At 60.6% G+C, this 18578-nt stretch carries 19 protein-coding genes; 8 read left to right on the top strand and 11 right to left on the bottom strand.

The window, feature by feature from the left end:
* Positions 1-8 precede the first annotated feature (8 nt).
* Both yddG and PH562_RS19110 read right to left on the bottom strand, forming a co-directional pair.
* Positions 9-908 carry an aromatic amino acid exporter YddG gene (gene yddG / locus PH562_RS19115; protein WP_285174795.1) on the bottom strand — a complete coding sequence of 300 codons (900 nt, stop codon included), beginning with the start codon at positions 906-908 and terminating at the stop codon, positions 9-11.
* A gap of 113 nt (positions 909-1021) precedes the next feature.
* Entirely contained in the window at positions 1022-1798 is a 777-nt protein-coding gene (locus PH562_RS19110; protein WP_285174793.1) for a DUF3108 domain-containing protein, read from the bottom strand.
* 237 nt (positions 1799-2035) lie between these two features.
* Between PH562_RS19110 and rpmB the strand changes: the two genes are divergently transcribed.
* Positions 2036-2335, top strand: coding sequence for a 50S ribosomal protein L28 (gene rpmB / locus PH562_RS19105; RefSeq protein ID WP_004107717.1), 300 nt, complete (start codon positions 2036-2038; stop codon positions 2333-2335).
* A 117-nt stretch (positions 2336-2452) separates the two neighbouring features.
* Positions 2453-3088 (top strand): queuosine precursor transporter, encoded by a 636-nt coding sequence (locus PH562_RS19100; RefSeq protein WP_285174782.1) that lies wholly within the window; start codon positions 2453-2455, stop codon positions 3086-3088.
* Between the two features lie 96 nt (positions 3089-3184).
* Here the strand turns inward: PH562_RS19100 and PH562_RS19095 are convergent, their stop codons facing one another.
* From PH562_RS19095 to PH562_RS19080, 4 genes are all read right to left on the bottom strand, one after another.
* The gene (locus tag PH562_RS19095; RefSeq protein WP_285174913.1) at positions 3185-4180 is read right to left on the bottom strand and encodes an esterase-like activity of phytase family protein; all 996 of its coding nucleotides are present in this window, start codon (positions 4178-4180) and stop codon (positions 3185-3187) included.
* A gap of 110 nt (positions 4181-4290) precedes the next feature.
* On the bottom strand, positions 4291-6192 hold the full coding sequence (gene cobT / locus PH562_RS19090) for a cobaltochelatase subunit CobT (protein ID WP_285174780.1): 1902 nt from the start codon (positions 6190-6192) through the stop codon (positions 4291-4293).
* Between the two features lie 17 nt (positions 6193-6209).
* Positions 6210-7199 carry a cobaltochelatase subunit CobS gene (gene cobS / locus PH562_RS19085; protein WP_095436016.1) on the bottom strand — a complete coding sequence of 330 codons (990 nt, stop codon included), beginning with the start codon at positions 7197-7199 and terminating at the stop codon, positions 6210-6212.
* Positions 7200-7508: 309 nt separating this feature from the next.
* On the bottom strand, positions 7509-8129 hold the full coding sequence (locus tag PH562_RS19080; RefSeq protein WP_285174777.1) for a J domain-containing protein: 621 nt from the start codon (positions 8127-8129) through the stop codon (positions 7509-7511).
* 107 nt (positions 8130-8236) lie between these two features.
* Between PH562_RS19080 and PH562_RS19075 the strand changes: the two genes are divergently transcribed.
* On the top strand, positions 8237-8524 hold the full coding sequence (locus PH562_RS19075) for a BolA family protein (protein ID WP_285174776.1): 288 nt from the start codon (positions 8237-8239) through the stop codon (positions 8522-8524).
* A 19-nt stretch (positions 8525-8543) separates the two neighbouring features.
* On the opposite strand, the gene PH562_RS19070 is transcribed toward PH562_RS19075, so the two are convergent.
* From PH562_RS19070 to PH562_RS19060, 3 genes are read right to left on the bottom strand one after another with little or no spacing between them, the layout of a single operon-like run.
* Positions 8544-9854: an HlyC/CorC family transporter gene (locus PH562_RS19070; RefSeq protein ID WP_285174775.1), complete on the bottom strand. Its 1311-nt coding sequence runs from the start codon at positions 9852-9854 to the stop codon at positions 8544-8546.
* Positions 9854-10984: a 3-dehydroquinate synthase gene (gene aroB, locus PH562_RS19065; protein ID WP_285174773.1), complete on the bottom strand. Its 1131-nt coding sequence runs from the start codon at positions 10982-10984 to the stop codon at positions 9854-9856. Before aroB ends, PH562_RS19070 begins: the two co-directional genes overlap by 1 nt.
* On the bottom strand, positions 10981-11574 hold the full coding sequence (locus PH562_RS19060) for a shikimate kinase (RefSeq protein WP_092717639.1): 594 nt from the start codon (positions 11572-11574) through the stop codon (positions 10981-10983). The genes aroB and PH562_RS19060 overlap by 4 nt, the downstream gene beginning before the upstream one ends.
* Positions 11575-11734: 160 nt before the next feature.
* Here PH562_RS19060 and PH562_RS19055 point away from each other — a divergent pair, with 160 nt between their 5' ends.
* From PH562_RS19055 to PH562_RS19035, 5 genes are all read left to right on the top strand, one after another.
* A complete protein-coding gene (locus PH562_RS19055) occupies positions 11735-11902 on the top strand; it encodes a hypothetical protein (protein WP_167078112.1) in 168 nt (55 codons plus the stop codon).
* Complete coding sequence (gene xerD / locus PH562_RS19050) at positions 11899-12888, top strand: site-specific tyrosine recombinase XerD (RefSeq protein WP_285174763.1); 990 nt, start codon at positions 11899-11901, stop codon at positions 12886-12888. Before PH562_RS19055 ends, xerD begins: the two co-directional genes overlap by 4 nt.
* Before the next feature lie 62 nt (positions 12889-12950).
* Positions 12951-13904 carry an acetyl-CoA carboxylase carboxyltransferase subunit alpha gene (locus PH562_RS19045; protein WP_285174762.1) on the top strand — a complete coding sequence of 318 codons (954 nt, stop codon included), beginning with the start codon at positions 12951-12953 and terminating at the stop codon, positions 13902-13904.
* Between the two features lie 342 nt (positions 13905-14246).
* On the top strand, positions 14247-15560 hold the full coding sequence (locus PH562_RS19040) for a L,D-transpeptidase family protein (protein WP_285174759.1): 1314 nt from the start codon (positions 14247-14249) through the stop codon (positions 15558-15560).
* Positions 15553-15786: a sulfurtransferase TusA family protein gene (locus PH562_RS19035; protein ID WP_285174757.1), complete on the top strand. Its 234-nt coding sequence runs from the start codon at positions 15553-15555 to the stop codon at positions 15784-15786. The genes PH562_RS19040 and PH562_RS19035 overlap by 8 nt, the downstream gene beginning before the upstream one ends.
* A 205-nt stretch (positions 15787-15991) precedes the next feature.
* Here PH562_RS19035 and PH562_RS19030 read toward each other — a convergent pair whose 3' ends face one another.
* The gene (locus tag PH562_RS19030; protein ID WP_285174755.1) at positions 15992-17188 is read right to left on the bottom strand and encodes a CobW family GTP-binding protein; all 1197 of its coding nucleotides are present in this window, start codon (positions 17186-17188) and stop codon (positions 15992-15994) included.
* A 116-nt stretch (positions 17189-17304) separates the two neighbouring features.
* Positions 17305-18471, bottom strand: a complete 1167-nt coding sequence (locus tag PH562_RS19025) for a D-alanyl-D-alanine carboxypeptidase family protein (RefSeq protein WP_483315361.1) — start codon at positions 18469-18471, stop codon at positions 17305-17307.
* Positions 18472-18578 lie beyond the last annotated feature (107 nt).

Here is an 18578-nt window from a genome sequence, read left to right as displayed (position 1 = left end):
CGGCGGAGCTATTCCGCCGCTTCCGCTTGCGTTTGCTCTGCGTCGCCCCGGCGCAGGATCATGCGATGGGCGGCCAGCACCGCGCCTCCAGTCACGAGCAGGCAGGCGAGCGCAATGCCCCAACTCGGCTCGGCAAAGCCGAACAGCGTCAGGATCAGCGTCGAGAGCAGCGGTGCGGCATAGCTTGCCGCGCCGAGGATCTGGATATCGCCGTTCTTGACGCCGTAATCCCAGGCATAGAAGGCAGCCCCGACAGGGAAAAGGCCAAGGCCCAGCACGGCGATCCACTGGGCCGGGTTCTCCGGCCAGATGGTCTCCTCCAGGCCAAGGTGGCAAAAGAAGGAAAGGATCGATGTCGCAAGGCAAAATATCGTGACCACATCGGTGGAAACAGCCTCGAAACGACGCGTGATCAGCGAATAACCGGACCAGGTGAAGGCGCAAAGGAACGCCGCACCATAGCCGACGGCATAGGCGCCTTCGAAATGAAAGCCATTGCGGCCGACAATCAGGATTGTACCCGCAAGCCCCATCAGAGCGCCGACGATATGATACCAGCGCAGCCGCTCCCCCGGCAGCAGCGTCGAGCCGACGACGATCAGCAGCGGCCAGAGATAGGCGATCAGGCCAGCCTCCACCGCAGGCGCGTGGCGCAACGCGGTGAAATAAAGGAAATGATAGCCGAACAGGCCGACAATGCCCGTGATCCAGACCTTGGCGGTCTGGCGCAACAGCTGCAGCCGTTCGGGCCTCAACAGAAGAACGATGATGCCCGGAATGCTGCCGATCGCAAAACAGACGGCAAGCAGCTGGAAGGGAGGCATCTTGCCGGAGGCGACGGTCAAAAGCGCCAGAAACGACCACATCAAAATGGCCGAAAAGCCTGTCAACGTCGCGCGAAATTTCATTCCTGTCCCCTTGCCGCGGACGTCCCGAGCCCACGAAATACCCAGCAATTTTCGTGGAATTGCGTAGAAACAACGACGGGAAGCGTCAAGCGTTCTGTGAACCAGCGGCGCGTCTAGCTGCCGTATTTTACGGCCGTGATCGTCACCGTTCCGTATTGCGTCGGGATACGGACGTAGACGGGAGCGTAGACATTCATGGTATCCGCCTTGGCGAACCAGATCTCCATATCGTCGCTTTTGGCAAGATAGAGATAGTCCTTGCGCGTGCTCTTATAGCCGCTCTTCGGCGTGAAGCGCACGCCGCAGGCGATGGTCTTGCCCTTGAAACCCTCCGTCGAGAAGGGGTGCGATCCCTTCGGCGACAGCTTCAGATCCATGCGCATCTCACCATCGAAGACGGCCAGCGTCTGATTGCAGAGGTTGAGGCTGGGCGTAATCGGAAAGATCATACCCGATATGGGGTCGAGCACGGACTTCAGGTCGCTCTCCGTGATCGGAACCCAGGTGTCCGGCCGTTTCGGCTCGGGCGTGATCGAATTCGACGTCACATTGCCGTTGGTATAGGCAACGTCATAGGTGCGCTCCCTCTTGCCGCTCTTGTAGAAGAGTGTGTAGTGCGTCGCCTGCAGCTTGCTGTCGTTGACGACGCCGGTCACATCCGTCCTGGCGTCGATGGAGGTGACAAGATCGGCAAGGCCCGCAGAGGTGATATCGCCGCGAATGGTGAACTGCTTGCCGGTGACCTCGGTCTTGAAATCCGCCCTGGCAATCGGCAGGCCTGCCAGCGAAACGCGATAGCGCGTTTCATGCCGCAGCACATCGGCCAATGCCATGGACGGCATCGACGCAACGATAGCTGAAATGAGAAGCCACTTCCGAATTTGAACCATGATCAGGGCCTTCAACGAGGATCAGGCAAGTTATATAGTTGCTTTGCTCGCCTGCTGCGAGCGTCAGACAACAGCAGCTTTTTGACGGAATTGCGGGAAAACACAAGGTTTGGCTTGACGCGGCCAGCCTCTCTGACTATAGAACCGCAACTTTCCAATTATGGCCTGTTGGATTGCGCGTCGGGTTTTGCCCGGGATGTCTATCCGATGGCCGAGAAAAACAAAAGTAGGTGTACCATGTCCCGCATGTGCGAATTGACCGGCAAGGCCGTCCTCGTGGGCAACAACGTTAGCCACGCCAACAACAAGACCAAGCGTCGGTTCCTGCCGAACCTTTGCCAGGTCACGCTGATCTCCGACGTTCTCGGCCAGCGCTACCGTCTGCGCGTTTCCGCTGCAGCGCTGCGTTCGGTCGAGCATCGCGGTGGTCTGGACGCTTTCCTTATCAAGGCAAGCGAAAACGAACTCAGCATGCGCGCTCGCCTGCTGCGTCGCCAGATCGTCAAGAAGTCCGCTGAAGCTGCCGTTGCTGCCTAAGCAGCCCTAGCACTTCGCGATTTCATACCGGCTAAGAGGCTTGCACGGATCATCTCCGGACAAGCCTTTTTCCATGTCCGGTTTCTTTCAACTGGTGGCATCTCCCAGGATAAAAAAATGCTGACGATACGTCATACCCTTATCTACGTTCTGCTGATGACGCTGGTTGTCGTCGCTTCCAACATCCTCGTGCAGTATCCGCTGCAGGCGACGCTCGCCGGCATCAATCTCGCGGATATCCTCACCTGGGGTGCTTTCACCTATCCGGTCGCCTTCCTCATCACCGATCTGACCAATCGCCAGTTCGGCCCGAAGGCCGCGCGCAAGGTCGTCTTTGCCGGCTTCGTCGTTGGTGTCGCTCTTTCGTTTTACACCGCACAGCCGCGCATCGCGATCGCCTCCGGCTCGGCCTATCTCGCCGGCCAGCTGCTCGACATCTCGGTCTTCAACCGCCTGCGCCGCATGGCCTGGTGGCGCGCACCGCTGTTCGGCTCGCTCATCGGCTCGATGCTGGATACGCTGATCTTCTTCTCCTTCGCCTTCGCGCCCTTCTTCGTCTTCTTCGGGCCGAACGATCCCTTCGCGATCGAATGGGCGCCGATCCTCGGCGTCTTTTCGACCTCGGCACCGCGCTGGATTTCCTGGGCGATCGGCGATTTCTCAGTCAAGGTGACCGTCGGCCTCGTCATGCTGCTGCCCTATGGTGCACTGATGAACATGCTGAAGCCGATGCCGCAGGCGCCGACGGCTTGACGGCCAAATAATCCGCCGCGCGACTCAATGTGACGCGCGGCACCATCCCCAGCAAAAATAAAATGGTAGCGGCAGACAAATAAGTCCCTGGCTGCTTCAATTCTGGCTGATGACGCTGTCATCATGCAGCTTGAACTCCAACATCAGGCTGCGCTGCAGGATCGAATGGTTGTCATCCGAGACCATGACGAGATGCAGGGAGCCATCGGCAGTGCGGAAGACATCCAGGCCCTCCATATTGTCGATCTGATCTCCGGAGCCAGCCGCGAAGACCACCTTGCCGTCCAAGACAGCACCCGGCTTGATATCCGCGCCGGCTATACGCCGCATACGCACGCCGAGACCATGGATCAGCCCGAAGCGCCGCTCCAGCAGCAATAGGTCACCATCCGGCAGAAAGGCACCATCGCTGACATTGAAGCCGCCATGGCGCCGCACGGTGAAGCGTCCCTGCAGCGGCCCGTCCAGAACTGCGGCGAACAAATTACCCTGATCATCGAGACTGTCTTCGGCGACGATCACCGTGCCGCCGGCAAGCGGGCTAGACTGTGGCGCGATCATCAGCGCCTCGAGGCTGCGATTGGACCGCAGCCCCCATCGCGGGATGGGAATGGGCATGGTGCCATCGGGCGGCGAAATCTCGAAACCCGGATCGGGATAGGCATCGACGCGATGATATTGTTCATAGCTGACGAGGACGTGATTGCCGCGCAGCGCCAAGCCTTCGGCATCCATAACTCCATCGCCCGAATCCTTCTCGCCAAGGCGGTCGATCATGGGCGCTATTCGCGCATCGCTGATGCCGGTCAGCCGGCCTTCTTGGTCGCGTTCGATGGCACCGGTAAGCCAATGGCCGGTATCCAGCACCGAAATGAAATGGCGTTGATCGTCGCGAAAGCGGATGGCTGAAACAGCGCCGAGAAGCGCATTATCCGAGCTGAACTCAAGACCGCCGAGAAATTCCAGAGCGCCGAAGCGCGTTTGATCCGAGCCTCGCTTGAAGGTGGAAATGACCTTCGCCTGAATTGCCGCCAGGCCCGGCTCATCGGCGCCATTTCCGGAACTGCAGCCCGAGAGCAGTCCGGCGAGCATCGCAATGAGACACACGGATTTCGCGGCAACCGGCCAGCGCCGCAAACCGGCGACACTGCCCGGAAAAGACACCGGCCATAAGGCCGATGCCGAAAAACACCGCAGCGGGCTCAGCTGGCGCGGCGCATGCGCGAGCGCGGCATGCTCGTCTGATCCTCGAACAGCGAGGCAAGCTGTTCCGTCATGGCTCCAGCCAGTTCATCGGCGTCGACGATGGTGACGGCGCGGCGATAATACCGCGTCACATCATGGCCGATACCGATTGCCAACAGTTCCACCGGCGAGCGCGTCTCGATCTGGTCGATCACTGCGCGCAGGTGCCGTTCCAGATAGTTGCCCGGATTGACCGACAGCGTGGAATCATCGACCGGCGCACCGTCCGATATCATCATCAGGATGCGGCGCTGTTCGCGGCGACCGAGCAGCCGGTTATGCGCCCAGATCAGCGCCTCGCCGTCGATATTCTCCTTGAGCAGGCCTTCGCGCATCATCAGGCCAAGATTGCTGCGAGACCGTCTATAGGGCTCGTCCGCGGACTTGTAGATGATGTGGCGCAGGTCGTTCAGACGGCCGGGCGTCTGCGGCTTGCCGCTGGCGAGCCACTTCTCGCGCGCCTGTCCACCCTTCCAGGCCTTGGTGGTGAAGCCGAGGATCTCGACCTTCACGCCGCAGCGCTCGAGCGTGCGGGCCAGAATGTCGGCGCAGGAGGCGGCAACCGTGATCGGCCGTCCACGCATCGAGCCGGAATTGTCGATGAGCAGCGTCACGACCGTATCGCGGAACTGCGTGTCGCGCTCCATCTTGAAGGACAGCGCCTGCGTCGGGTCGATGATCAGGCGCGGCAGGCGGGCCGGATCAAGATAGCCCTCCTCCAGATCGAAGTCCCAGGAACGATTCTGCTGCGCCATCAGGCGACGCTGGAGACGGTTGGCGAGTCGGCCAACGGCGCCCTGCAGATGCGCAAGCTGCTTGTCGAGGAAGGCACGCAAACGCTCAAGCTCGGCCACATCGCACAATTCCTGCGCCGTCGTGGTCTCGTCGAATTCCTCCGTATAGACGTGATAGTCGACCTTCTCGTTGAAGTCGGCGAAAGGCGTGTTCGGACGGCGGGTTTCGCCCGGCGTTTCCGAGTCTTCCTCACCCTCTTCGCTCATATCATCGTCGGAAATCTCGCCGCCGTCTTCGGTTGCGCCGTCTTCCATCTGCTCGTCGGAGGCTTCGCTGTCCTCGGCTGGAGCGGCATCGGAACCTTCGTCTTCCTTGACGTCGTCGTTATCCTGGTCCTCGCCGTTCGGCTTGTCCTCTTCGCTCGGCTGCTCGTCGCTGTCGGGCTCGGATTGCTCGTCACCATATTCCTCGGCCATTTCCATGGCCGTCAGAATGTTGCGGACGACACGGGCGAAGCTCTGCTGGTCGTTGATGGCAGACAGCAGGTTGTCGAGTTGGCCGCCGGTCTTTTCCTCGATGAAGGGGCGCCACAGATCGAGCACCTTGCCGGCGCTTTCCGGCGGCTTCTGGCCGGTCAGCTTCTCGCGCACGATCATTGCCATGGCTTCGCCGATCGGCGCGTCTTCCTGCCGCTCGATGCCCGAGAAATTCGCCTTGGCGTATTTTTCCGTATTCATCGAATTGAGGTTGGCGGCCACGCCGCTCATGCGCAGCGAGCCGATCGATTCGACACGCGCCTGCTCGACGGCATCGAAGATGTTGCGAGCATCGGTACCCTGAGGTGCCATGACGGCGTGGACACGGGCATCATGACAGGCAAGCCGCAGGGCCATCGAATCACCGAGGCCGCGGGTCACCGCCAACTCATGGGCCGTCGGCCGTTTGGAAAGTTCCGGCAGGCGAATGCGCTCGCCGGTCATTCCCGGGCGTTCGTTGGCGAAGGCCACCTCGACCTCGGCATCGCCGGCGATCGAGCGCACACAGCCGGTGATCGCCCGGCGCAACGGCTCCATGTCCACCGGTGCACCCGGCTTCGCTTTGGAATTATCTCCGCGACCTGACATGATGTGTCGGTTCTTCCCTAGGCTTCGAGCACGATATTGGCGGCACTTTCCTTCAGCTCGACACCGAAGGCGCGCTGATAGTGCTCGGCGACCAGCGGCCGCTCCAGCTCGTCACACTTGTTGAGGAAGGTGACGCGGAAGGCAAAGGCGACATCGCCAAAGATTTCCGCATTCTCGGCCCAGGTGATGACGGTACGCGGGCTCATGACGGTCGACAGATCGCCGTTCATGAAGGCCGCACGCGTCAGGTCGGCAACGCGAACCATCTTGGAGACGGTGTCGCGGCCCTTGTCGTTGCGGAAGGACTTCACCTTCGCCAGCACGATATCGACTTCGTTGTTGTGCGGCAGATAGTTCAGCGTCGTCACGATCGACCAGCGGTCCATCTGTGCCTGGTTGATCTGCTGCGTGCCGTGATAGAGGCCCGTCGTGTCGCCGAGACCGATAGTGTTGGCGGTCGCGAACAGGCGGAAGGCCGGGTGAGGACGGATGACGCGGCTCTGGTCGAGCAGGGTCAGGCGGCCCGACGATTCCAGCACGCGCTGGATGACGAACATCACGTCCGGGCGGCCGGCGTCATATTCGTCGAAGACGAGCGCGACATTGTGCTGGTAGGCCCAGGGCAGGATGCCATCCTTGAATTCGGTGACCTGTAGCCCGTCCTTGACGACGATGGCATCCTTGCCGACGAGATCGATACGGCTGACATGGCTGTCGAGGTTGATACGCACGCATGGCCAGTTCAGGCGTGCGGCGACCTGCTCGATATGGGAGGACTTGCCGGTGCCGTGATAGCCCGAGATCATCACGCGGCGGTTATGAGCAAAGCCCGCGAGGATGGCGAGCGTGGTCTCGCGGTCGAAGAGGTAGTCCGTGTCGAGATCGGGCACGTAGGCGCTGCCCTGGCTATAGGCGGGGACGCGGATATCGGAATCAATGCCGAAGACTTCACGGACCGAAACGGTGGTATCGGGGATCTCGGAAATATCAAGGTCAATCTTGCTCATCATGTCTCCAGGGCGGGTGGCTCTCACCCTGCCATATCAAACTCAGCCGATTTATCCGAAACGCCGCAGCTTGTTGCCCGCATCCGTTCGGTCGGAACAGCGGCGATACTTCTCCGGGACTAAAGCAAAATCTCGGCGCGATAATATGATCGCTTGCGAGCATCCTTGAACAGAGTCCCCGGACAAGAAACGCCGCGTCCGGAAAGTTGACCGAGGTGCAGCCAGCCAAATGCGCACCCTGCCGCGGTTGCCCGCAGCTTCAGCCGATTTGGACCATACCTGATTGAAGGCGGAGAGCAAGGACGGGAATTAACAAAAACCGTTCTGCTTCAATAATTGATAGGCCTGAATGACCGCGCGGAAGCGCTCTTCCGAGCCGCGGTCGCCGCCATTGGCATCGGGATGGTGCATTTTCACCAATTCCTTGTAGCGGCGCTTGATTTCCGGGGCCGTGGCATTGGCGCCAAGCCCCATCGTGTCGAAGGCCTTCGCCTCCAGCGTTTTCAATTTGCGCTGCTGCGGGAAACGCGGTCCCCGACCTTGGCCTTCGCCTTCCCTAACGAAGCCGAAGGGGTCGCGAATGCGGGAATAGGAACCGGAGCGGATATCTGATTGAAGCGGACTGTTCTTGGCAGCCTTGTTCACACCGACGGTCCAGGTCGGACGGTGGCCGGTGATAGCTTCTTTCTGGTAGCGCGCGATTTCTCCGTCCGAGAGGCCGGAGAAATAATTATAGCCCTTGTTGTATTCCTTGACGTGCTCGAAGCAGAACAAGAAAAACTGCCCTTCCGCATTGCGCCCCACCGGGGCGCGATGCGTGCCGTGCTTGTCGCAGCCGTCCCACTGGCACGTCGGCGGCCCTTGTTCGGGCTCCTGCGCGCGCTTGCGGCGGGTGCGGATACGATCGAAATATTTTGAATCAAGTCTCATGGCGTCCTAATTATGGGGCCTTGGATACCCCACAACAAGAATTGACAAACAGGAATGTTATAGGCTTTGTGGGAGCCTTTTTTCGCAAGCGAGGTCGAAGCGGGAATATGGAAACGACGTTGCAATCCCGCATTGAGCGGAAGCTCACCGACGCCTTCGCGCCCGAGCGCCTTGCCGTCATCAATGAAAGCCACCTGCATGCGGGTCATCAGCCCAACATGACCGGAACCGGCGAAACTCATATAAGAATTCGAATCGTGTCCGCCAAGTTCTCGGGCATGCCGCGCCTCGCGCGCCACCGCGCGATCAACGAGCTTTTGAAGCCGGAACTGGATGCCGGCCTGCATGCGCTGGCCGTTGAACCCGCCGCTCCAGGGGAGGCGGTGCGCTGGTAGTCCATCGATGAGATAGCTCCTATGGAGCCTTCGCTTCTTCCGTCTCGGCGGGGCGGATGCGCAGCTTGGTGATGCGGTTCTTTTCGCGCTTCATGACGATGAAGCGTTTGCCGTAGAAGGTGAAGGCTTGGCGCTCTTCCGGAATGGTCATCGATTCGTGGATGACGAGACCGGCAATCGTCGTCGCCTCTTCGTCCGGCAAGTGCCAGTCGAGCGCACGATTCAGATCGCGAATCGGTACGACGCCGTCGACGACGATCGAGCCGTCGGCCTCCTGCCTCACGCCCTGGATATCGAGATCGTGCTCATCGGCGATATCGCCGACGATCTCTTCCAGAATGTCCTCCAGGGTGACGATCCCTTGAACCTCGCCATATTCGTCGACGACGACCGCGAAATGCTGCTTGCGGCGCAGGAAGGCGTTGAGCTGGTCTTCCAGATTGGTGCTGTCGGGCACGAACCAGGGCTTTTGCGCGATCTTGACGATATCGAGATTTTCCGGCTCGACATTGCGTTCCGCCAGCGCCCGCAGCAGGTCTTTGGCATGCACGACGCCGATGATGTTGTCGATGGTGCCGCGCCAGAGCGGCATGCGCGTATAGGGACTGTCGAGGATCGCACGCACGACCACCTCTGGCGGATCATCGGCATTGATCGCGCGCATCGCCGTACGGTGCACCATGATGTCTGACAGCTCCAGCTCGCCGAGATCGAGGACGCCGCCCAGGCGGTCGCGGTCGGCTTTGACCACCGAACCCTCGCGGTGAAGCAGGTCCACGGCGCCGCGCAACTCCTCATGCGCCGACAGCATCGACACTTCGCGGGAGAGATTGACGCCGAAGATGCCCAGGATCTGGCGCACGATGGCATTGACGACGCTCGACACAGGCCCGACGACGATGACGAAGAGGCGTATCGCACTGGCGACGTTCAGCGCGAAGCGATCCGGCGTCGCAATGGCCCAGCTCTTCGGCAGAACCTCCGCGAAAATGACGAGGATGACGGTCATGGCGGCCGTGGCGATCGCCACGCCGGAATTGCCGAACAGACCCAGGAACACGCTGGTCGCAAGCGAGGATGACAGAATATTGGCGAGGTTGTTGCCGATCAGCAGCGCGCCGATCAATCGGTCGCGACGCTCTATCAAGAGCCGCACGATGCCGGCTCGCCTGTCGCCGTTGGCTTCCAATGTATGGATACGGCTGCGCGAAGCCGCCGTCAGCGCTGTCTCCGAGCCGGCAAAGAAGGCGGAAAGCAGCACCAGGGCCACGATCGATATAATTTCGGGCCAATATTCCCACAGAACAGCCAGCGTGCCCTCGACGGTCATCAGGGATGTTTTTCCTTCAGGAAACTCAGGACTTCGGAAGACGGCACATCGTCGGCAACGAAGGACTGGCCGATGCCATGCGTAAGGATGAAGGTGAGCTTGCCGCTCTTGACCTTCTTGTCCTGCGCGATCGCATCCATCAGCGCTTCGGCCGGCGGCAGCTCGCCCGGAATATCGCCCATCCGCGTCGGCAGACCGACGGCCTTCAGATGTGCCTCGACACGCTTGGCATCATCGGGGCTTGCGAGATTGAGGCGCGCGGAAAACTCATGCGCCAGCACCATGCCGATCGCGACACCCTCGCCATGCACCAGCCGGCGGCTGTCATAGGTAGTGGCCGCTTCGAGCGCATGGCCGAAGGTGTGGCCGAGATTGAGCAGGGCGCGCGGGCCGTTTTCGCGTTCGTCGGCAACGACGACATCGGACTTTGCCTGGCAGCTCGCGGCAATCGCCTCGATACGAGCGGCACCACCCGAGAAGACTTGCCTCCAGTTGGCCTCGAGCCAGGCGAAGAAATCCGGCTTGTCGATCAGGCCGTATTTGGCGACTTCGGCATAGCCGGCGCGGAATTCGCGTTCGCTCAGCGTGTTCAGCACATCGGTATCGGCAAGCACGAGGTCCGGCTGATGGAAGACGCCGACGAGGTTCTTGCCATGATGGGTGTTGATGCCGGTCTTGCCGCCGACCGACGAATCCACCTGCGACAGCAGCGAAGTCGGCACTTGAACGAAACGAACGCCGCGGCGCACGATGCTGGCGGCAAAGCCCGAGAGATCGCCGATGACGCCGCCGCCAAGCGCGATCACCGCGTCGTTGCGCTCGACACGCGCCGTCAGCACCGCATCGCAAACGGTGATCAGATGCTCGAAGCTTTTTGTCTTTTCGCCGGCCGGCAAAACGAGGCTCGAAGCCTGGATGCCGGCCGCTTCAAGGCTGGCAACCAATGCAGCGAGATAGAGCGGTGCGACGTTTTCATCGGTGACGACGGCGGCCTTGCGGCCCTTCAGCCGCGTGGCGATCTCCTGGCCCGCACGGGCTATCAGGCCGGGACCGATCAGGATGTCATAGGCACGCTCGCCGAGAGGCACGCGCACGAGACGCTCAGCGGAAGCCGGTGTGATCGCATTCATGGTATTTTGCTTTCTGCTTTCTTTCCCTCGGCGATGGCGGCAAGGACTTCCCTGACCATGATATCCTTGTTTACGTCGCGGGAGAGAACCGTAATATCGGCTTCCGCATAGATCGGATAACGCGCATTCATCAGGTTCTCGAGGGTCTGTTTCGGATTTTCGGTCTTGAGTAGAGGGCGCGTGTCACGCTTGTTCACCCGCTCCCACAGCACGTCGAGGTCGGCCTTCAGCCAGACGGAAAGACTGCCGCGCTTGACATGCAGCCGCGTGCTTTCGTTGATAAACGCGCCGCCGCCGGTCGAGACGACGCGCGGGCCGCCCTTGAGGAGCCGCTTGATGACACGCGTTTCCAGCGCCCGAAACTCCTGCTCGCCATAGGCGGCAAACAGTTCGGCGATCGTCATGCGCGACACGCGTTCGATCTCGATATCCGTATCGACGAAGGGAAGGCCGAGCTGCTGCGCGACGGGCCGGCCGATCGAGGATTTTCCTGCTCCCATCAATCCCACGAAGACGAGATTGCGCTGACCGAGCGCAGCACGCGCCCTGTCTTTGAGGCTCTCGGCAAGGGTCAGGACTTGTTCACTCATCGGCCCATTCACAATTTCTTTGGAAACGGTATCGTCAAATGCGCCGGTAGCGTCAAGACGCCGCTATCGTAAACATGTCTGCAATATCCTTCGGCTAACCCTTGAAGGACATAATTATTGCGCATCGCCGCGCCAATGAACGGCGAAGGAGAGTTTTCGAATGCCAACCCTGTTTCGCTTCCTTGTCATCTGCGCGGTCATCGCCGGATCGATATATGGAGCGATGTGGGCTCTCGTGCTCTTCGTCGATCCCCAGCCGCGCGATGTGACGATCCGCATTGCCCCCGAGCGCCTCAACCCGCCGACGACGGGCTCGCTGAAACCATGAGCGCGCCAACTGAAAACATACGGGCGGGCAAGAGAGATCTGGGGCGAGTGCATCTGGAAGCCTTTCTGGAGATGATGAGCGCAGAGCGGGGTGCTGCCGTCAACACGCTGCAATCCTACGAGCGCGATCTCGACGATCTCCATTCATTCCTCTCCGGTCAGGGCGTCCACCTGACGGAAGCCAGCTCCAGCGATCTGGGCGCCTATCTTTCCAGCCTGTCGAGCCAGGGCTTCAAACCATCCTCCCAGGCACGCCGGCTCTCCGCCATGCGGCAATTCTATAAGTTCCTCTATGCTGAAGGTCTGCGCACGGACGACCCGACGGGGATCCTCGATGCCCCCAAGAAGGGCCGCGCCCTTCCGAAGACCATGGGCGTTGATGAGGTGACGAGGCTTCTGACCCAGGCGGAGGAAGAGGCCGCTGCCGACGGACCGGACCGGCTGCAGCGCCTGCGCATGCTGGTGCTCCTGGAGATGCTCTACGCCACCGGCATGCGCGTGAGCGAGCTCATCTCCTTGCCGGCGAAGGTGCTGGATCAGGAAGGCCGCTTCCTGATGATCCGCGGCAAAGGCAACAAGGAGCGGCTGGTGCCGCTGTCGCAGTCGGCCATTTCGGCGCTGAGGAGCTATGGACGGCTGCAGGCCGAGATTGCGGCAAACGCCAAGAACCCTCTCCCCGAAAGCCCATGGCTTTTTCCTGCCGCTTCCAGGCAGGGCTACCTGCCGCGTCAGGTTTTTGCGCGCGATCTCAAGGATCTTGCCATCCGGGCCGGCCTGACGCCTTCGATGATCTCACCGCATGTGATGCGCCATGCCTTTGCGAGCCATCTTCTCGCCAACGGCGCGGACCTGCGCGTCGTGCAGGAACTTCTCGGCCATTCGGACATTTCGACGACGCAAATCTACACACATGTACTGGAAGAACGCCTTCATCAGCTGGTCCAAACGCATCACCCCCTTGCCAAACAGGCAAAAAAACAGGATTAGGACCGGCATACAGGCTGAGCCGCCATCTCTCGTCACGGGCAAAAGGATCGGAAACGCACCTCATGCACAATTATCTGGACTTCGAAAAACCCATCTCGGATCTCGAAGGCAAGATTCACGAGCTCAAGAAACTGGCGAGCGAAGACGAAAGCATCGATACGTCCGAGGAAGTCGGGCGGCTTGAAATCCGCGTCCGCGAGGCGATGGCCGACATCTATTCCAAGCTCAACGCCTGGCAGAAGACGCAGGTCGCCCGCCACCCGCAGCGCCCGCATTTCGTCGACTATGCCAGCACGCTGTTTACGGAATTTACGCCGCTGGCCGGCGACCGCCAATTTTCCGAGGATGCCGCCATCCAGGCAGGCTTTGCCCGCTTCCGCGGCCAGCCGGTCGCCCTCATCGGCCAGGAAAAAGGCAACGACACCAAGAGCCGCCTGAAGCACAATTTCGGCAGCGCGCGGCCGGAAGGCTACCGCAAGGCGATCCGTATCCTCGAAATGGCCGACCGCTTCCAGTTGCCCGTCATCACGCTGGTCGACACCGCCGGCGCCTATCCGGGTGTCGGCGCCGAAGAACGCGGCCAGGCCGAAGCGATCGCCCGCTCGACCGAGATGTGTCTCGGCGTGAAGGTGCCGATCGTCTCTATCGTCATCGGCGAAGGCGGTTCCGGCGGCGCCATCGCGATTGCCGTCGGCAACCGCGTCTATATGCTCGAACATTCGATCTACAGCGTGATTTCGCCCGAAGGTGCGGCCTCGATCCTCTGGCGCGATTCAACGCGCGCCAAGGAAGCCGCAACCAACATGAAGATAACGGCCGATGATCTGAAGAGCCTCGGCGTGATCGACGGCATCATCTCCGAGCCTGTCGGCGGCGCGCATCGCGATCCGAACGCGGTGATAAGCGCGGCCGGCGAAACGATTGCGAACGCGCTTGCAGAGCTTTCCACCCGTTCGGGCGAACAACTACGCAGCGACCGCCGCCAGAAATTCCTCAACATCGGTCGCAATCTGTAGAGCCGGATGATTTTAGGTCGAACCGACCTAAAATCTGAATCCGCTCTACCATCAAAGAAGTAGAGCACGATGTCGTCCGAAATTCCTGACGCTTTTCGGCATCGTGCTCGAAGCAGCATTCGAAAAAAGTGATCGCTAAAAGCGGGAATGAGGCCAAACCTTGGCCACATTTCCGTTATCGAAGCTTTTATGGCAAAGAAAAGCTTGCCGACGCGCTGCGGGCACGTCATAGGCTGGTAAGGAATTTTCAAGTATAAGCCATCTATGATTCCGTTTCATGCTTCGAGGGGAGTGGCGAAACAGATCGAGCTGCCACTCTTCGCATTTATGGACCAAGTCAGAATGCGCATTCGTCACCTTGCCTATATTTCCCTGATGGCGCTGGCGCTCGCCGGCTGCAACGACGCGCTGGACACCGCGTCGATCGACCTGTCGAAGGTGAAGAACAAGGTCGAACAGCCGCTTCCCAGCCATATTCTTGCTGACATGGCCAAGAAGGGCATGGACCGCAACTCGCCCATCATGATCCGCATCTTCAAGGAAGAAGGCGTGATGGAGATCCTGAAGGCGAACCAGAGCAACCGTTTCGAAGTCATCGCCGATTACAAGATCTGCGCCTGGTCCGGCCGTCTAGGCCCGAAGGTAAAGGAAGGCGACCGGCAGGCGCCCGAAGGCTTCTACATGCTGACGCCAGCCAACCTGAACCCGAATTCGAAATATTATCTCGCCATCAACACCGGCTTCCCGAACCGCTATGATGCCGCCAATGGCCGCTCCGGCAACAATTTGATGATCCACGGCGCCTGCTCGTCGTCCGGTTGCTATTCGATGACCGACCAGCAGGTGCTGGAAATCTATGCCTTTGCGCGCGACGCCTTCAAGGGCGGCCAGAAGGCCGTTCAGCTCGAAGCCTTCCCCTTCCGCATGACGGCGGAAAACATGTGGAAGCACCGCCTCAGCCCCAATATCGAATTCTGGAAGATGCTGAAGGTCGGCTACGACAATTTCGAAGTCACCAAGCGGCCGCCCGAGGTCGAGGTCTGCGAGAAGAAATACGTCTTCAACCAGCAGGCCAGCGGCCCGTTCAACGCCGGCGGCAAATGCCCTGTTATGACGACACCGCCTGCCCTGCAGACGGCGCTTGCGACCTATGACAAGCAGTATCAGGCGGACTATGCCGCCGCCTCTAAGAAGTTTGACGGCATGGCCTGGTACGATCCGACCGAAGCCGAACGCAAGGCTGTCGTCGCCAAGCAGCGCAAGGGCCACGATATCGCCTATGCGCCCACAGGCACCGCCCTTGCCGCCGGCAAGATGATGAAGGTTGCCGACCTCGAATCAATGATGTCCAACCAGTCGGCCCAGCAGGTGGCACGTGGCGGCACCGTTGCGAGCCCGACCGGCAATCCGACGACGGCAAGTATCCGCGTGGCGGCAGCAAGCCCTGCGGCAGGCGCCCCGGTGGCGACTGCGCAGCAGCCTGCGGCCGGCCCGGTCGTTGCGGCCAACGCCCCCGCGAACGTGCCGATCCCGACGGCAAACCCCATGAACCCCAGCCTCAACGCGCTCGCCTATGCGCCAGCCCCGGCCGTCGAGACCGCGCAGACCGAGGCCAAGAAGCCGCCTTTCTGGAAGTTCTGGGCCAAGAGTGAATAGTCCGGATACCGAGATCTACGATCTGCGCGGCCTGAAATGCCCCTATCCGGCGATCAAGACGGAAAAGCGCCTGCGCGGCATGGCAAGCGGCGCGACATTGACCGTGGAGACGACGGACCCCCTCGCCGTCATCGACATTCCCCATCTCTGCAATGAGAAAGGCCATGCGCTTCTCGCAAGCGAGAAGACGGATAGCGGCCATCGCTTCGTGATCCGCAAGAGGTGACCATTTGCGACGGAGGCCATCCTCGTGGTTCGAGGGTCGCTACGCTCCCGCCTCACCATGAGGATGGAGCGAATTTCACCTGATGCAATCGGCAGGAGTTGGCTGCGATGTACAGACATCTTCCTCTGAAGCGGCCGTAAGAGGACGGCTGATTTACGGCGCCTCCCCGCCTCCCCTTCTCCCCAGCGGGGAGAAGGTAGAAACCCTAAAACTTCATCCCCGGCACAGCGAGCGGGTTGTCCTCCAGCGCCGCTCTGTCAGGCGTATCGACGCGCGGCTTACTGAGGAAGGCGTCGAACAGGCCCTTCACGAAATCCTCGGGCAGATCCTTGGTGATGATGACCATGCGCGTGCGGCGGTCTTCTGGATCGGGCCAGGCCGGCAGGCGCACCGGCGCATGGAAGATATTCTGCACGCCATGCAGCACGACGGGGCGCTCCGGCCGGTCGGACACGGCAACGATCGCCTTCATGCGCAGGAGCTTCTCGCCATGGGCCGAACGAAGGAGGTCGATGAACATTTCCAGCGCCATCGGATCGATAGGCTGCGTCTCGACGATCGAGAAGGAGCGGATGGACCCGTCATGACGCGTGACATCATGAGCGTGCTGATGCCGGTGACCGTGGTGATGTCCATGATGGTGATGGTGGTGCCCATGATCGCCGTGATGGTGATCATGAGCGTGGTGATCGTGCTCATCATGGTGATGATGATCGTCGTCCGCCTCAAGCTCATCCTGCAGCCAGCGGCCGACATCGGCGATCTTGGACGCTGGGTCGTAGAGGCCGTTGACCAGAATGGCGGCGCGTCCGGCCTCGTCGCTATCGGCATTCAGGATCTGCGCGCGCGGATTGAGAGCCCTCAGCCTGCCTTCCAGCTGCGCTTCCGGCACGGCGCCGGCAATCCCGGTCTTGGACACGATCAGGCGGTCGGCGACCGCGACCTGTTTGCGCGCCTCTTCATGATTGTCGAGCGTCTGCAGGCCATTGACCGCATCGACGACGGTGATGACGCCATCGAGATCGAAATTGGTCGCAATGATCGGATTGCCCATGATGGACTGCATGACCGGAGCGGGATCGGCAAGGCCGGTCGTTTCGATGACGACACGCTTCAGCGGCCGGATGCGCCCGGTCTGCATGGCGTCCATGAGATTTGCCAGCGTATCCACCAGCTCGCCGCGCACCGTGCAGCACAGGCAGCCATCGGAAAGCTCGATGATGGAATCGCCGGAGCTTTCCACCAGCAAATGATCGATGCCGACATCGCCGAACTCATTGATGATGACGGCCGCATCGCGCATGGCCTCGTCCTTGAGGATGCGGTTGAGCAGGGTCGATTTACCCGCACCGAGAAAACCGGTCAGGATGGCAACCGGCACTCTTTGCTGCGAAACGCTCATGATTCCTGTCCGATATTAGAGCAATTCCAGGAAAAGTGCGGAGCGGTTTTCCGTCCGGAATTGCGTGAAAACAAAAGATGGAGCGCTTCAGAGTTTCCGTGAAACGCTGAAGCGCTCTAGAAAGTGGGCCGCGGCATCGGGACAGGCACATTGGATGCGCCACCGGAGATGGCGATCTTATTGTCCCTGGTCGCCTTGTCGCCTCTGGCCGTCGCATCGTCCTTGTCGCCCTTGGCGGCCGTCGCGATGTCCTGGCCGCCGATCAGGCCGGCATAGACGAAATTGGGCTCATGATCCATTTCGTGGATATAGGGCGACTGTACCTTGGTGCGGCCGAAGGGATCGCGGGTTTCGCTGCGCGCCTGTGCGCCCTTGGCGCTGCAGATCTCAGCGGTGACATCGGCGACATCGGCCGCAAGCGGCGCATCGGGTCTGAGGGTCGCCAGCGTGTCGCGGGTCGACAGCTGGTTCTGGAAGCCCTTTTCCAGGAGATTGGCAGAATCGTCGGCGCGCGCCGCTAGGCTGTCGGTGCCGAGGACGACCGAGATCAGCGTGCGGCCGTTGCGGGTTGCCGAGGCGATCTGGTTGAAGCCGGCTGCGCAGATGAAGCCGGTCTTCATGCCGTCGGCGCCGTCGAAGCGGCCGATCAGCATGTTGATGTTCGGCACCTGCTTCACGCCGTTGGTGAAGCCCTCAAGCGAGAAATAGCCGGCATATTGCGGAAATTCGCGGCGCAGCGCGACGCTCAAGATCGCAAGATCACGCGCCGTCGTATATTGCCCCTTGCCGGGAAGACCGTTCGGATTGATGAAATGCGAATCGCGCATGCCGAGGCGCGCGGCTTCCGCATTCATCCGCGCCACGAAGCCCTGCTGCGAACCGCCGACCGTCTCGGCAACAGCCATGGCAAGATCGTTTGCCGATTTGACCAGCATCATCTTCAAGGCATTGTCGAGCGTCATCTTCTGGCCCGGCTTGAAATACATCTTCGCCGGCGGCTGCGCGGCGGAGAGCTTCGACATGACGACAGGCGTATCAAGTTTGATCTGGCCTGACTGGATGGCCCGGAAGGTGACATAGGTCGTCATCAGCTTGGTGAGTGAGGCGGGATACCAGCGGCGAAACGCCTCCTGCTGGTCGAGAACGCGTCCGGTGCTGACATCGACGAGAATATGCGGATTGGCTCCGGCCGTTTGCGCGGTCGACAGGAAAAGCATGGATGCTGCTGCGGCCATAGGAACGAGCCGCAGGGCGGCATACAAACGATTCTGCTTCGTCGGCACGATCTATCCTTCAGAAGTCCGGAATTTTCTCGAAAGCTTCGTCTATTTAACCTATATGGCTAGGAGAAGGCAAAGGCGATTGACGACTTTATTTCCCGATGGCACGC

This window comes from Rhizobium centroccidentale (assembly GCF_030182565.1).
GTDB lineage: Bacteria > Pseudomonadota > Alphaproteobacteria > Rhizobiales > Rhizobiaceae > Rhizobium.
The sequence above is the reverse complement of the archived record's forward strand: the minus strand, read 5'-3'. Positions and strand labels throughout refer to the sequence as shown.

What these genes read in the sequence shown, in the direction of transcription:
- PH562_RS19110 (WP_285174793.1), bottom strand. Translation starts at nt 1,798, where the DNA reads ATGGTTCAAATTCGGAAGTGGCTTCTCATTTCAGCTATCGTTGCGTCG.
- PH562_RS19060 (WP_092717639.1), bottom strand. Translation starts at nt 11,574, where the DNA reads ATGAGTGAACAAGTCCTGACCCTTGCCGAGAGCCTCAAAGACAGGGCG.
- cobT (WP_285174780.1), bottom strand. Translation starts at nt 6,192, where the DNA reads ATGTCAGGTCGCGGAGATAATTCCAAAGCGAAGCCGGGTGCACCGGTG.
- PH562_RS19100 (WP_285174782.1), top strand. Translation starts at nt 2,453, where the DNA reads ATGCTGACGATACGTCATACCCTTATCTACGTTCTGCTGATGACGCTG.
- cobS (WP_095436016.1), bottom strand. Translation starts at nt 7,199, where the DNA reads ATGAGCAAGATTGACCTTGATATTTCCGAGATCCCCGATACCACCGTT.
- PH562_RS19080 (WP_285174777.1), bottom strand. Translation starts at nt 8,129, where the DNA reads ATGAGACTTGATTCAAAATATTTCGATCGTATCCGCACCCGCCGCAAG.
- PH562_RS19030 (WP_285174755.1), bottom strand. Translation starts at nt 17,188, where the DNA reads ATGAGCGTTTCGCAGCAAAGAGTGCCGGTTGCCATCCTGACCGGTTTT.
- yddG (WP_285174795.1), bottom strand. Translation starts at nt 908, where the DNA reads ATGAAATTTCGCGCGACGTTGACAGGCTTTTCGGCCATTTTGATGTGG.
- aroB (WP_285174773.1), bottom strand. Translation starts at nt 10,984, where the DNA reads ATGAATGCGATCACACCGGCTTCCGCTGAGCGTCTCGTGCGCGTGCCT.
- PH562_RS19075 (WP_285174776.1), top strand. Translation starts at nt 8,237, where the DNA reads ATGGAAACGACGTTGCAATCCCGCATTGAGCGGAAGCTCACCGACGCC.
- PH562_RS19055 (WP_167078112.1), top strand. Translation starts at nt 11,735, where the DNA reads ATGCCAACCCTGTTTCGCTTCCTTGTCATCTGCGCGGTCATCGCCGGA.
- PH562_RS19045 (WP_285174762.1), top strand. Translation starts at nt 12,951, where the DNA reads ATGCACAATTATCTGGACTTCGAAAAACCCATCTCGGATCTCGAAGGC.
- xerD (WP_285174763.1), top strand. Translation starts at nt 11,899, where the DNA reads ATGAGCGCGCCAACTGAAAACATACGGGCGGGCAAGAGAGATCTGGGG.
- rpmB (WP_004107717.1), top strand. Translation starts at nt 2,036, where the DNA reads ATGTCCCGCATGTGCGAATTGACCGGCAAGGCCGTCCTCGTGGGCAAC.
- PH562_RS19095 (WP_285174913.1), bottom strand. Translation starts at nt 4,180, where the DNA reads ATGCTCGCCGGACTGCTCTCGGGCTGCAGTTCCGGAAATGGCGCCGAT.
- PH562_RS19040 (WP_285174759.1), top strand. Translation starts at nt 14,247, where the DNA reads ATGCGCATTCGTCACCTTGCCTATATTTCCCTGATGGCGCTGGCGCTC.
- PH562_RS19070 (WP_285174775.1), bottom strand. Translation starts at nt 9,854, where the DNA reads ATGACCGTCGAGGGCACGCTGGCTGTTCTGTGGGAATATTGGCCCGAA.